Annotated in this window: 10 protein-coding genes; all 10 read left to right on the top strand. The window is 38.9% G+C overall.

Features of this window, described 5'->3' with window-relative positions:
* The first annotated feature begins 2 nt into the window (after positions 1-2).
* The 10 genes from NTX44_04695 (at position 3) to NTX44_04650 (ending at position 14778) form a co-directional block, all read left to right on the top strand.
* Entirely contained in the window at positions 3-1643 is a 1641-nt protein-coding gene (locus NTX44_04695) for a cyclic peptide export ABC transporter (GenBank protein ID MCX6120893.1), read from the top strand.
* Positions 1644-1686: 43 nt separating this feature from the next.
* Complete coding sequence (locus tag NTX44_04690) at positions 1687-2553, top strand: prohibitin family protein (GenBank protein MCX6120892.1); 867 nt, start codon at positions 1687-1689, stop codon at positions 2551-2553.
* A 40-nt stretch (positions 2554-2593) separates the two neighbouring features.
* Complete coding sequence (locus NTX44_04685; GenBank protein MCX6120891.1) at positions 2594-3550, top strand: ABC transporter substrate-binding protein; 957 nt, start codon at positions 2594-2596, stop codon at positions 3548-3550.
* Positions 3551-3558: 8 nt separating this feature from the next.
* A complete protein-coding gene (locus NTX44_04680; protein ID MCX6120890.1) occupies positions 3559-4473 on the top strand; it encodes a cache domain-containing protein in 915 nt (304 codons plus the stop codon).
* A gap of 268 nt (positions 4474-4741) precedes the next feature.
* Complete coding sequence (locus NTX44_04675; protein MCX6120889.1) at positions 4742-5266, top strand: DUF697 domain-containing protein; 525 nt, start codon at positions 4742-4744, stop codon at positions 5264-5266.
* Between the two features lie 276 nt (positions 5267-5542).
* Positions 5543-6358 (top strand): hypothetical protein, encoded by an 816-nt coding sequence (locus NTX44_04670; protein ID MCX6120888.1) that lies wholly within the window; start codon positions 5543-5545, stop codon positions 6356-6358.
* Between the two features lie 572 nt (positions 6359-6930).
* Positions 6931-8004, top strand: coding sequence for a DUF3089 domain-containing protein (locus NTX44_04665; protein MCX6120887.1), 1074 nt, complete (start codon positions 6931-6933; stop codon positions 8002-8004).
* A 1465-nt stretch (positions 8005-9469) separates the two neighbouring features.
* Entirely contained in the window at positions 9470-10063 is a 594-nt protein-coding gene (locus NTX44_04660; protein ID MCX6120886.1) for an RNA polymerase sigma-70 factor, read from the top strand.
* Between the two features lie 99 nt (positions 10064-10162).
* The gene (locus NTX44_04655; protein MCX6120885.1) at positions 10163-11272 is read left to right on the top strand and encodes a FecR domain-containing protein; all 1110 of its coding nucleotides are present in this window, start codon (positions 10163-10165) and stop codon (positions 11270-11272) included.
* Positions 11273-11358: 86 nt separating this feature from the next.
* Positions 11359-14778: a TonB-dependent receptor gene (locus NTX44_04650; GenBank protein ID MCX6120884.1), complete on the top strand. Its 3420-nt coding sequence runs from the start codon at positions 11359-11361 to the stop codon at positions 14776-14778.
* Positions 14779-14790 lie beyond the last annotated feature (12 nt).

The raw sequence follows: 14790 nt of genomic DNA, 5'->3' as shown, positions 1-14790 counted from the left end.
TAATGAACGTTATCGATTTTGTGAAGAAGGAATCGAGCAAGCCGCTAAGGCCGATATTGGTTATGGCGACGATTGCCGGTATTTCGAACGCGATGGTATTAACGATTATCAATGCCGCCTCCAAGAAAATATCGGCTGACGAAGAGAGCACGCGACAATTGATTATGTTCATTGTCGTGATCATTCTCTATGTAATCGCGCAAAAGTACAATATGACGAATGGTATCGCATTCATTGAAGATATCATTCATAATATAAGAACGCGGCTGGCTGACAAAGTACGTCGGGCAGATCTCTTGAAGCTTGAACAAATCGGCGCAGCGGAAATTTACAACCGTCTGACAAAGGAATCAAATGTGATCTCGGACTTTGCCCTTCCGATCGTCTCGACCATACAATCTGCTGTCATGTTGATTGTCGTGCTGTTTTATATTCTGACACTCTCGCCGATTGCATTTTTCATTGTCGTCATTTTTTGTACGATAGCGATTTCCATCTATTTGGTTCGTGCAAAACGCGTCGGTCCTTTGCTTGTTGAAACGAATAAAACAGAGATCGGCTTCTTTAAAGCCCTCACCGATATTCTCGAAGGGATGAAAGAGGTGAAACTGCGTACAAGCAGGAGCAACGCACTGGCAGCTTTCATAAAGAAGATCTCTGAGGAAGTAAAAAATCTCAAGACATTGATTGGTGGTAAATACGCCGAGAATATCATTTTTCCACAAACATCGTTTATGATTCTCTTGGGTGCAATCGTCTTCGTTCTGCCGCGATTCAGCGAGTCATACCGTGATGTGGTATCCGATATCACGGTTGCGATTTTATTCATCATCGGTCCGGTCTATAACCTCGTGGGCTTAATGCCTTTGCTTGATAAAGTTCGGATGGCAATCGGTTATATCTACGATCTGGAAACAGAATTAGACAAGTCAGTGGAGTTGCATGAAGCACAGTTGAACAACGAAGGAGTTGTGCAAAACGGTTTCAAGAACATCCGATTCGAGGATGTTTCGTTCCACTACCATAGCGATGATGGAAAAGGGGCGTTTGAGCTTGGTCCTCTTAATCTTACAATTCGATCTGGCGAAACAATATTCCTGATCGGCGGCAACGGCTGCGGTAAAACAACATTATTGAAGCTGCTGACAATGCTGTACTTCCCGAAGAAAGGAAAAGTGTTCGTTGATAGCAAACAAATCGACAAGGCAAGCATCTTACGTTATCGTGAAATGTTTTCCGCTATTTTCTCTGACTTCCACCTTTTCCATAAATTGTATGGGATGGAAGATATCGATCCAAAAAAGGTCGATGAATTGTTGCACTTTATGGAAATCGACAAGAAGACAGAATATCGGGATGGGGGCTTTACTGACATTGATCTTTCCACAGGTCAACGAAAGCGCCTTGCGATGATCGTTGCACTGCTCGAGAACCGGTCGATCTATGTGTTCGATGAATGGGCGGCGGACCAGGATCCACAATATCGAAAGATTTTCTATGAAGTGATTTTAAAAGATCTGAAGAAAAAAGGAAAAACAGTCATCGCTGTCAGTCATGATGATCGATATTATAAATATGCCGATCGTGTTATTAAGATGGAATATGGAACCATCGTGAGCGACGAGAAGATGAAGAAAAAATAATTATGGTTATCAATCAAGATTTTATGGTGGGCCAAAGAACGCTATGAAAGAAAAATTAGTAAGCGCATACGCTTGGATAAAGAATACCATAAAGAGAGTATGGCATAAACACTGGCTGAAGATCACTATAGCCACACTTATTGCAATTCTTCTGTTTGTCTTTTTTTGGAAGGATATGGTTATCTCCATTTATTCAGGTGAACTGGGATTACGATGGTCAAGGTTCAGTGGTACGAAGCTTGATAAGATATATGACGAAGGAATTCATGTTATCTGGCCTTGGGATAAAATGTATATCTATTCGACACGATTGCAAACCCAAAATGATACGATGAACATCCTCACAGCAGAAGGTCTGACTGTGAGAGTAGAATTTTCCTACCGTTTCTATGCTCTCAAAGACTCGATCCCGACTATACATAAGAAGCTTGGTCCAACCTATGCGGACACATTCGTAAAAAATGAAGTCGAAGCAGCATCGATGGCCATCATCGGAAACTTCACACCTCAACAACTATATCAAATGTCGACTCTCATGATTCAATCAACAATTAAATATTACCTCGGCAAGCAATTGCTTGAGGAAAATGTTGTTATGGATGATTATCTGCTCAGGAAATTATCGTTGCCAGAGCTTGTTTCCAGCGCAATAGAAAGAAAAATGGTCGCACAACAGTTGGTGGAAGAATTCAACTATAAACTCATAACCGAAGAAAAAGAAAAGCGGCGAAAAATTATCGAGGCTGAAGGCATACGGCAATTTGAGGAAACATCAAAAATCCCTATCCTGAAATGGAAAGGATTGGAGGTAACCTCCGAATTTGCAAAGTCGAATAACGCCAAAATCATAATAATGGGTAATGGTAAGAATGATCTGCCGTTACTATTAAATACCGATGAAAAAAAATAAGCGGTTATTAAAGATGACAAAATTCGGAAATATGAAAAGAATGTTCTTCATCTTGGGTTTCTTAGTTCTCATCCCGTTAGCTATAAGCTGCCCGCAGAATAAGGAGTTAAAAAAAATAACATTTCTTCCATCGTGGGTTCCTCAGGCGCAATTCGCGGGTTATTATATGGCAAAGGAAAAAAAAATATATGAAAAATACGGACTTGATGTAACCATCATGGCCGGCGGATATACACATAATGTGATCACATCGTTGAAAAGCGGTGAAATTGATTTTGGAATACTGTTTCTGTATACCGGAGTTATGGAACGTGCTCAAGGAATGAAATTGGTAAACATCGGCCAGATATTTCAGCGAAGCAGTATTATGTTTGTTGCCAAGAAAAAATCGGGCATAAATACCTTAAATGATTTTAATGGAAGAAAGATTGGAGTATGGAGAACTGTCGCTACAGAATTGACGTCCGGATTTTTAAAGAAGCATAATATCCATGCCGAAATCGTGCCATTTAATAATGCAATTAATGTCTTTCTCACAGGCGCCGTTGATGTAACTGTCATGATGCATTATAATGAGTACAAACGCCTGATAAATTCTGGAATAAATCCCGATGAAGTTAATGTATTTCCTTTCTATGATTACGGAATGAATTATCCTGAGGATGGAATATACTGCATGGAAACCACCTTTCAGAGAGATCCTGAGTTATGCAGAAAATTCGTTGATGCATCTATCGAAGGGTGGACGTATGCTCTGGCTAATACAGATGAAACACTTGACGTGATTCAGAAATATAAAGAACGTGCAAATGTATCTGCCGACATATCGCATTCTCGCTGGATGTTAAATGATATGAAAGATATGATTCATTCATCAAACAAAAATGTAAAAGAGGGAAATCTTTTAAAATCAGATTTTGATAACCTTACGAATTTTCTTAATGAGAATAAATCTATAACGACTAAACCGCTTTACGATGATTTCTATAAAAGATAACAGCTGATATGTCAAAAATAACTTTAAAAATATCTAAGCCGATACTGTATTCTATCATTATACTATTGGTTACGGTTGCAATTGTCTTTGCGGTTATTGAGTCCAGTCGCATTACCAATGAATACTGGTGGAAGAAACATACTCGAGAACTGGCAGAGGAAAGACTAAACGGAGAAGTTGAAAGAATACAGAATATTATTCTTTCAATCGAACAAATACCGCAGAATTTGGCGTATGTGCTAGAATTTTCAAAAATCCGAAAAGAACAAATAAGATTTTTACTCAATGCTGTTGTAGAAAACAATGATGAAGTATTTGGAACGTGTATTGCCTTTGAACCGAATTCGTATGAAAAAGATTCAACTTTTTATGCCCCGTATTTATATAGGAAGAATGGCAATTTAGTATATACGGATCCAACGGATTCATCAGACTACTATTTTAGTAGTGACTGGTATCTCATTCCAAGGACTTTAAATCAACCTGTTTGGATTGAACCTTACTTTGATGCAGGTTCAAGCGGAGGAAACATTGTAATGGCCACTTATTCAGTTCCTTTCTATTCCTTTGACGGGAAAAAAGAGACGATTCATGGAATAATAGCCGTTGATATATCAATAGACTGGTTGGCGAAATTAGTTTCCTCAATAAAGTTATTTGATGAGGGTTACGGCATTTTGGTATCAGCAAACGGCACAGTTCTAAGCGCTCCCAATCCGGAATGGATCTACAATGAATCCCTATTTAGCCTTGCTGATGAAAATAACGTGCCTCTTTTAAGAGATATAGGAAGAGATTTGCAGCAAGGGAAATCAGGCTTCATCAATGTAGGCAAGTTCGGCACAAGAAGAGATTGGTGGATTTATTATAGGCCTATCCCGGCAAATAAGTGGGGTATTCTGCTTGTGGTACCTGAAGGGTAAAAAAAATATTCTAAAAAATCCTTTTTCATATAATATTTAGTATATTTTAATATTAAAATAAGCATAAAAGGAGGGCAAATTATACTGAGGGTTTCGGCAGACATCAAGAAGAATTGGCTCTTGATTTATGCGCCCATCCCGACAAGTCAGTGGGTCTTCAGTCTTCAGACGACCCTCTGAACAGATGGTCAGATGAGGTTATGAGATACAAATTCAATTCCGCAGTTTTAAGCGGACAACTTTACCAATAATAACTCTGGAGGTATCTATGAAAGATATTTCGAATGAAGTTATAAAAGAAACAAAAGAGCAGCCAGCGGTTGGCATTAGCAACAGCATGCTTGCAAATTCTGTTGTAAACAAGTACACTTTGTGGTCAGCGGGTGCCGGATTGATTCCCGTTCCAGCCTTGGACATGGCAGCAGTTGCCGGTTTTCAAGTGAAGATGTTGAGCGACCTTTCAGATGTCTATAAAGTACAGTTTTCAGAAAATGCTGCAAGAGCGATTATTGCCGCATTAACAGGAAGCCTCTCTGCAGGGTACTTGGCGCAGCGCTATGGTGCAAGTTTCATCAAATCTATCCCCTTCTTAGGATTCCTTAGTGCGCTCGCAATGCCTATATACTCGGGCGCAATTACATGGGCGATCGGAAAAGTTTTTGTCAAACACTTTGAGTCCGGTGGTACATTCTTGACGTTTGATGTCGAGAAGATGAAAGTGTATTTTTCCGATATGTATAAACAGGGAAAGGCAGCAGTCAAATCCCTGAGAGCTGAACCTGCGAAAGCATAAAAATGCCTATCTATTTTTGGGTTGGTATAGCAGTTTTGGTTGGAATCTTGGGACGAAAGACCTTCTTTGGCTTTTGGGGTAATTTCGTTCTCTCTATGCTTCTTAGCCCGCTGGTTCCGCTCGTAATTATTGTCGTGATTTCGATAGATCGGAAATTCCAAAGGCGTGTAAGCTCAGCAGCCTGACTGCATCGCACAATTTCAATTGCTCATTATTCGTATAGCATACCCCACGTGTAAGCTGGGGTATGCTATATTTATCCGGGAAGGATTTTTCATGAAGAAGTGCTGGACACTTGCCATTGTTGGTTCACTGCTCTTTACTACGTCTGCTATGTTACTTTCACAGTCACCTACTCCACCACCGCCTGATCATTGGTGGAACAAGAGTCCCTTTGCAGCCCCCGATAGTTTGAATCGGCTTCTCTTCCACGCAGAAGGAAATTTATCCGTCAATAACATGACCGGCAATTATGAAATGCACCAGATTCAGACCGGCACCGAGATTGATTTGCGAAAAGGATTCATGACAGGATCTCTAGCCGGCAGTTATTTCGACAATAGTACAACCGGCGACCAACAGAAAATGACACATTTTCAGTTTCGCGCGGATGTTCGATATGATTTTCTTCCATATCTTTTAGCCGAGACGGGAGTGTTGTGGGAAAAGTACGAATTGCACATGTTGAAGGATCAGTACCTCCCATTTCTGGGGATTGGAACAAGTTGGACGATTTCTCCAATGCATCAATTGAATCTCTTTGTTGCCGGTGGAAGAGTTTTCCCAACATATACAGCTCCAGTTGAGTACTTCGGAATGAAAGAAGGCCCTTACTATGGAATGTACATTTCTCAGTACTACCATTTCACCTATTCCCAGGATCTGAGTTTTGAGGAAACATTCGTTCATCTCAGGAATTTGGACGAAACGAAACGCTACACAACGACTATTTCGTTAAATCTTTACTTTGCCTTATCTCAGCATCTGAATATTATGGTAGGATATTCACGCTCTCTCAGCACTGAAGCGGGCTTTGCAGGCCATAGTGAAGTTGACGCAGGACAATCAGTTGGCATCAATCTATTGTTCTAGTGCAGGATAAATCTTTACGAATATTTTTTATCTTCAGACACAACGGACCGCTCTTTGTAGGAAATATCATCCTGCTTATTTATATCGGCGTAAGTCAAGAGGTGGATCTTTTTTTTTTATCATGTATGCTATTGAATTATTAGCCTCTCTCAAATTCACAGCTACCCGCTCTTAATTTCCCCTTACAAAATAAAAGTCGCAACGTGATTTTTCACCCCTTAAATCTACGTTTTAATATCTCTTATTATGACCTTATTTGTGCTATAAAAAATATCGGGCTGCGAAAAGGATTAATTATTTTTTCATCATTTCGGGTGATTGCTGTTAAACAATATAGTATTTACATTTTAACACAAATGCATCGATATGTGAATCTCTTTTTTCGCATACGATATAGATATCCGATTAATCGGTTCGTTCTCGAATAATACGGAATTTGTCAAACAATTAAATTCTGAATTGCGGACGAGGAAAAAGGCCTAGGAAGAGCGATACACAAGCACCTATTCCACATATATAAAAATAACAGCATCTGAAAAATTATTGAACAACAAATTATCACAGAGTTATTTATGGTTGCTTATAAAATACCGAATGCCGGTAAAATAATTACAGCAATAAATATAGTTTTAGTATTTATAGCCCTTATCTTTTGTATGAATTTTCAGGCATGTTCAAAGGATACTGTCGATGCAGCCGATAATTCAATAACTGATCCAAATGCAACTGATTATTCAAAATCTGAATATTGGTTGTCTTTACCTGCTACCGTAAACAAATCAGTAGATGTATTTTATCTTTATCCAACTGCCTGGCAAAAGGGTGCAGGTGATTCAAATATTTGTGAAATCAACAATCCTTCTATGTTAAAAGGATCGGACTTAGCATTTAAAAGGCAAGCCACCGCGTTTGATACGATAGCGAATATTTATGCTCCATACTATAGACAAGTTGATATTGCATATCGCATGTCCTTATCCTTGGAAGACGGAGAAAAAGTAGTGGCAGGAATACCAACAAAAGATGCAATCGCGGCATTCGACTATTATGTCAAGCACTACAATAGTGGTCGTCCGTATATTTTAGCAGGCCATTCACAAGGGGCAAATGTATTGAATTATCTTTTGTCAATATATATGAAAGAAAATCCGCAGGTGTACGCCAGAATGATTGCTGCCTACGTTATCGGTTATTCGGTCACTAACGCGTACCTTGCTAATAATCCACACTTAAAATTTGCTCAGGGTCCTGACGATACGGGAGTGATAATATCTTATAACACTGAATCTCCAGACGTTGTTCCGGGAACCAATGTTGTCTTAACGCCTGGTGGTATTGCTATCAATCCAATTACCTGGACAAGAGATGAAACTCCGGCAACTGCAGATAAAAATTTTGGGTCAATAATATTAAATAGTGATGGTACTGTGGCTGCAGGAATACCCACACCTGTAATGAACTTTGCTGATGCCCGTGTTGATAAAGCGAAAGGTGTTGTGATTTGCACTACTGTTGATGTAAATAAGTGGTCTCCGGGAAATTCAATTTTCGTTAGAGGAGTTTTCCATAGCTTTGATTATCCGTTTTATTATTACAATATTCGTGCAAATGCAGCCAACAGAGTTGCAAAATATTTTGGGAGATGATTGTAGATATTGTAAATCAAACACAAGAAGAATAATCACACAGCTCGCACATTACTCCAATAGGTTCTGTATTATCATGTAATTTTTAATAAAGTTATTCACTTAATATTAATCCATAGAGCCAGTAGAAATAATTCGCATTAATACTTTCCCCAGAGAACAAATCATTCCATTCGATCGTTTCGAAAAATCTTAATCTATCAGGATAATCGAACTCTTTGATGAGCGTTAAAGTTTTTTTTAGATGGTGGCAATTGAGATTCGTAGCGAGGGCAGGTTATTTCGTAAGATTAATCTATATCGCGATGTATTCTTTTTGTCTATTAGGAATATTCTATACTTCATTTCCGAATCAACTTGTCTGCGTTATAAAAATTTATGGCTTGAGAATTACTTAGGAAGAAAAATTTGTATTTTTATAACGAGTTTAGAACTTGTGTTCCAGGCTTGCAAAAAGTGTTAGCAATTAGGAAAGGAAAATTCTAAAACCCTTGTGCCCCCAACCAAGCATACACACCATTGAATGAAGAAAATAGCCTATTATACAAGATTGTTGAGCTGTAAAAAGGGGTTGATATGTATAAAATATCGTTTCTTTTTGGCTCGACTATTCTGTTACTGCTTTGCAGCTCTCCTGAAGGGCTGTTTTCACAAAATGAGCCAGAAGAATCAGACACCGTCACTATTTACCATGAGTATTATTCCGCCGCTTTCAGTAATTCGAAGTAATTTCCTGTAGTTGTTACGTATTGATTCACAAAGTCGATGCTTGATTGTGAACGAAAGTATAAGCGTTCCAAGAGATTCAAACCGGATCAATTGCTTCCTAAATTCACGAGTCTAGATAAAGAATACAAGAATTCTGAAATTGATCGAGGACATCAGATGGCTGTATATGATCGCGGGTACGATTCAATTGAGATGATCGAGAGCATTTACTATTCAAACATGACATCACAATTATCGGCTTTGAGTCGAGGCAGTTGGGAGAGACTTGAAGAATACACTCGGAAACTGGTAAAAATAATACGATAGCGCTCTTGTGTGGTGTGGTTCAGTCCATCTTGTCAATAGGAATATCGGAAGAGTATCTATCCCATATTATTGCAGGAAAATTATCTACGTCAAGAATACTGATATCATTAAAGCATATTCGTTTCAGAATTATACAGCTCTCAAAAGGAAATTACATTCCTTTGAAATATCGATAGATTCTGTTCTTAATCTGACTTGTCTTGTTTTTATTAAACATTAGCCATTGCCGGAGTATTTACGCAAGATACATTAAAAAATGCATAATGATTAATCCACAGAATTTGTGAATCCTTTTTTCTGCACCCTAAAACATAATGCAGAAATATAGACCCAAGGCCACTAATAATTACCGGTAAATTGCTAAATGAACAGAAATCATTTATCTTACACGCGATGAATATTTTTGCATCGATTTAACTTGTGAGCGCCCTTGATTTTCCTCTTAAATATAATCACTGATTATCATACAAAACAAAGTCGATTAACAACAGAAGAGGAAAAACGGCTTCTCGAGAGAGTGCGTAGAGGTGATACAGCGGCGTTCGAAAAAATTTATCGGCTCTATGTAAAAGAACTCTGTTCATTTGCAGCATATTATGTAAAATCCTTTGATGCAGCTGAAGACATTGTTCAGAATTTATTCCTTCTTCTCTGGGAACGCAGGGAAACTATTCGGATCGAAGGATTCCTTAAAACATATCTTTTTACTTCAGTACGAAATCTTTCGCTAAATTTCTTGAAACATCAAACGATAGATCGGAACAGTTCAGACGCATATTCAAAGCTGTTTTCACTACCCTCAGCTACGCCGCACGAAATTGCTGAACATCAAGAATTGGATGTTTTGATAACGCAAGCATTGGAAAAAATACCTGAACGCTGTAGAATTGTTTTTATCTTAAGTCGATATTTCAATATGAAATATACAGAAATAGCAGAAATACTGGAAATATCTATGAAAACTGTCGATGCACAGATGGTTAAGGCAATAAAAATTCTTCGATCTGACCTCCGCTTCGAATAAATCTCAAATTATAAGTCCTTCCCTATAGGGAACTTTTCCAACTCAGTTGTCTTAATATCAATGAATCGATAATTCTACAATAATATGAATGGAAATCCTATGAGTAAGAATCCACAAGCCCTTCGCCTTTTAATCAGATACATTGTTAGTGAGGCAACCGATAAAGAAAAACAAAAAATAGAACAATGGTTGAAGAAAGATATCACTCATCAACAGCTCTTGCGATCATTGGAACAATTGCTTCATGAATCACAACTCGATTTAGCGCAATGGAATGAAGATGAACTTTGGAATAAATTCGCATCCAAAGCGGGCATAGCACTTTCTCAAGCTGAATCACCTGATGAAATAAAATTAATACCAGACACGAACATTTCCCGATGGCTGATTCTTTCGGTGATGCACTGGTGTTTTGGTATCAATAGATCATCATCTCAGTATGTCTTTAGACTTGCTGTAATTGCAATATTGATTCTGGGGGGTGCAATTGGGACAGCTGTTTATTTCAAGCAGCTTCAGCAGAAAAGAGAATTGGCGTATCAATCCACATACCAGGAATATAGTACGCAAAAGGGAGAGAGATCCAAGCTTTTACTAAGTGACGGCACAAGCATCCATTTAAATTCTGCGACCAAGGTTCGGTTTCCTATTGTGTTCGCAAAGGAGAAACGTGAAGTCTTCTTAGATGGAGAGGGTTTTTTTGAAGTCGCCCGCAATGAATCTTCTCCGTTCACCGTACAAACTGCAAATGCAAATATACGTGTATTAGGGACTATTTTTAATGTCACATCATATTCAGAAGATAACAAGACACAGGTGGTTGTTTCCGAAGGACAAGTGGCATTTGCAGGAATCCAACAACAAGATGTGGTATTGTTAAATCGCAATCAGATGAGTCGGATCATTAAAGGCGGGCATCCGACAACAGCGGAGGTAATTAGGACGGATAAATATTTAGCGTGGCTGAAAAACCAAATGGTATTTGAAAATGCAACCTTGGCGGAAGTCATTAAGCAGCTTTCCCGCAAGTACGATGTTGTATTTGAAGTTCATGATCCAGAATTGTTGAGTCGGCATATCGTTGCCACGTATGGCAATGAATCTCTATCTCAAATTATACGATCGCTTTCTTTTTCTCTCCGTTTTCAATATGAACAGCGAGGAAAAGTTGTGTCGTTATATCGTCATCGAGATTCTAAGGCGCTCTAATATTATTAGCACATGACAGGATACAACATTGTTCTGTTGTCGTATAAAACTCAATATTGGACCTGTTTACCTAAGGAGAATGTGATATGAATTATCGCTATGCGTTGTTGTTGATATCATTATTCATTGTTGGGCTCTCCAGCAGACAACTGAATGCTCAAGATGCTCAAGAGGAAACTCCAGAGCAAGTTCAAGCAAGTACATCAAAAATGGTGGAAAAGCCACTTCAGTTAAACTCACACATCATATTAGGTCCTATCACAATCAAGTTGGTCAATGAACCGTTGATTAGCGCTATAAAAAAAGTTGCTCAAATTGTGCAACTTAGACCCGTGTTAGATTATGACATAATTAAATCAGATAAAAAAATCAATCTGACACTTAATGTAACAACCTTGCCAGAAGCACTTGATCAAATCCTTCAGGGCATAGATGTCCAGTATTCAATTACAGAAAGCGGCCTCCTTGTTTTTCGCCAGGATGAAAAACCACAACCGCAACCTGGTACAGTACGAGGTGTTGTTACTGATGCAACGAATAATGAGACACTGATTGGTGTTAATGTTACTATTCAGGGGACATCCTTAGGTACGGCAACTGATATTGAAGGTGCATTTAGAATTGTTGGAATACCAGCACGTACTTTTATGTTGAAGGTCTCGTGCATAGGATACGAAACACAAAAGAAAGAAGTTGACTTTTCCAAAACGAAGGATATAACAATAAACATCCAATTGAAACCAGCTGTTATACAAGGTGAAGAAGTTGTTGTTACCGCTCAGATGCGCGGCCAACTCGCTGCAATCAACCAGCAAGTTACATCTAATACCATCGTGAACGTTGTATCGGAAGAAAAGATTAAGGAATTGCCGGACGCAAATGCTGCAGAAGCAATAGGGCGCTTGCCGGGCGTTTCCATTATTCGCAGTGGCGGTGAAGCTACGAATGTGGTGATGCGTGGATTAAGCTCCAAATTCAGCAACATTACGTTGGATGGAGTGAAGATTCCTCCGACCGATCCTAATTCTCGCGATGTAGATCTTAGCACGATGTCGCAGGGATCGTTATCGGGTATTGAATTATTTAAAACGTTGACTCCAGATCAAGACGCGGATGCTATTGCGGGCACTATCAACTTGGTAACAAGGAAAGCCCCATCAGAGAGAGAAATTCGTCTCGATCTCAAAGGAGACTATAATAATCTCATGAAATCGGCGAATCAGTATGATATCGCTCTTCGGTATGCTGAAAGATATTTTGACGATTTTCTTGGTGTTCAAATACAAGGTAATACAGAAAAGAAAATACGAAGTAAGGAAGACGTCTCATACGGATATACGTACAGTTTCAACGGCGATACAACTACAGCCCTCAATCCGAATGGAACAAACGACTGGAATAGAACTACATTTGTGGTCGATTTTACAGATGAAATCCGCAAAAGAAATGGCGGACAAGTAATTTTTGATGTCAATACACCGGATAGTGGTTCGGTCAAATTAACGGGCGCGTACAACGAGACTAATAGAAATTTTATGCTGCATAATCGAACGTACCCATCGGGTGGAAACAATGCCTGGCAATATAATTATGAGTATACAGAACAAACGATTAGTACGATCAATACATCAGTGCAAGGAAAAAATAATCTTCTTGGATTAACAGTTGATTGGAATGCTTCTTACGCTCGATCGAAAACCGAGACACCTTTTGATTGTCGCCTCTCATTTACAGAACCGGGAGGAAGCGGAGGATTTACCGATGCGACCAAAAATCCTCCGGAGACAGCTACGATCCCTCTTGCAGATAATAATTTTGCAATTGCTACACTTGATAGCACACAATTCTTGAGTCTCAACACCAACGATGCTGAAAAGACATTCTTACTCAATGTGTCGAAGAAATTTTCATTTGGAGATTTTTTTTCCAATGACACTAAAATAGGAGGTAAATACAAAGGTAAAACACGTTCGATGACGAATGGAAATCTTTCATGGAATAACTATAAGAAATATGTTTTGAGTACGGTAAGCGGGCCGATCAGTGTTGATGGAACGCGCTTTGAAGGTACACAAAATAGTGCGGTGTCATTGCTTCGATTTCTTGATCAACCGATACAAACCCGTAACCTTTTAGGTGTGTATAGTATGAATCCTTTGATGAATCAAGATGCTTTGAAGCAGTGGTGGGACCTTAACAAAAATGGTATTAATCCTGGGGCTGCTCAAGATTATGGGCCCAATGGTATGGTATTATTAAACGATTATAGTATTGAGGAACAAATATTAAGTGCGTTTCTTATGAATACACTTGATGTTGGACAATTTGCCACACTCGTTTTTGGTGTTCGAGTTGAATCAGAATCAAATGATTATCATGGGAAATATTCGGATGCATCTGTAGGCGGTACTGGCGCAGTTCAACTTCTCACATCTCCGGTCATAGACACAACGGCAAAATACTCTGAAACTATATGGCTGCCGAGCGTACAAGTAGCGTTAAAGCCAACAGAATTTCTCCGACTTCGTTTCGCCGCATATAGAGCATTAGCACGTCCGGATTATAATTTACGGTTGCCGCAATTTTCCTATAACACATCTACGACAGCCCTTGTCGTTGGCAATCCTAACTTAAAGGATACAAAGGCGTGGAATTATGAAGCAAATGCACAGATATATAGCAATACGATTGGGTTGATATCGATTTCTGGATTTTATAAAGTATTGGACGATCTCTATCATCAAATGAGAAATGTGAATATAAGTTGGGCTGATTCAAGTGCATTGATCGGAATAGCACATACTCCCAACACTGGCTATCATCGACTAGATGAATTGATGGCATATATTAATATGTCGTCGTGGAATAATAATCCGCTTATCTTTCGTCAATTGCATACAAACACTAGTTATACTGCCAATTTAGCCTACAATTCTCCTGATCGCTCCTATGCATGGGGTTTCGAATTGGAACATCAAATGAATTTCGGTTTTATTCCCGTTGCCTGGCTTAAAAGTATCACATTATCATACAATATTTCGATAACACGTTCTGAAACAAATATTATTATTAATCAAGTCGTGCAAGACTCGGTATGGCATCCGGCTGCGAGAAGAACCCCGGCGTACTTTACTGTCTTAGATGATCATAACTATTTGTTAGTGACAAGACGATCAGAGAACCAACCGGAGGTTTATGGTAATGCAGCTCTTGGTTATGATGTATCTGGATTCTCTGCCAGGTTGTCGGTTTTCTATCAAGATAAATATACAAGACAGTACTCGGGTGACGGATCACAAGATAATATTGTCGAAAGCTTTACAAAATGGGATCTTGCATTTAAGCAAGTCATCTCCCCTGTCCTTTCTGTTTTTCTAAATATAAATAATTTGTCAAACAGCAAAGAGACACGGTCGCAGGTAGATACTTTCATGGATTGGAGTTTGCCCAATAGAGCAGAATTATATGGTACAACAGTTGATTTTGGAGTACGCGTGTCACTGTAATGATATAAGTAA

It is taken from the genome of Ignavibacteriales bacterium, assembly GCA_026390575.1.
Classification (GTDB): domain Bacteria; phylum Bacteroidota; class Ignavibacteria; order UBA10030; family UBA10030; genus Fen-1298.
Note: the sequence above shows the minus strand (reverse complement) of the source record. Positions and strands in the feature narration are given on the sequence as shown.

What these genes read in the sequence shown, in the direction of transcription:
- NTX44_04695 (MCX6120893.1), top strand. Translation starts at nt 3, where the DNA reads ATGAACGTTATCGATTTTGTGAAGAAGGAATCGAGCAAGCCGCTAAGG.
- NTX44_04680 (MCX6120890.1), top strand. Translation starts at nt 3,559, where the DNA reads ATGTCAAAAATAACTTTAAAAATATCTAAGCCGATACTGTATTCTATC.
- NTX44_04685 (MCX6120891.1), top strand. Translation starts at nt 2,594, where the DNA reads ATGTTCTTCATCTTGGGTTTCTTAGTTCTCATCCCGTTAGCTATAAGC.
- NTX44_04655 (MCX6120885.1), top strand. Translation starts at nt 10,163, where the DNA reads ATGAGTAAGAATCCACAAGCCCTTCGCCTTTTAATCAGATACATTGTT.
- NTX44_04690 (MCX6120892.1), top strand. Translation starts at nt 1,687, where the DNA reads ATGAAAGAAAAATTAGTAAGCGCATACGCTTGGATAAAGAATACCATA.
- NTX44_04665 (MCX6120887.1), top strand. Translation starts at nt 6,931, where the DNA reads ATGGTTGCTTATAAAATACCGAATGCCGGTAAAATAATTACAGCAATA.
- NTX44_04675 (MCX6120889.1), top strand. Translation starts at nt 4,742, where the DNA reads ATGAAAGATATTTCGAATGAAGTTATAAAAGAAACAAAAGAGCAGCCA.
- NTX44_04650 (MCX6120884.1), top strand. Translation starts at nt 11,359, where the DNA reads ATGAATTATCGCTATGCGTTGTTGTTGATATCATTATTCATTGTTGGG.
- NTX44_04670 (MCX6120888.1), top strand. Translation starts at nt 5,543, where the DNA reads ATGAAGAAGTGCTGGACACTTGCCATTGTTGGTTCACTGCTCTTTACT.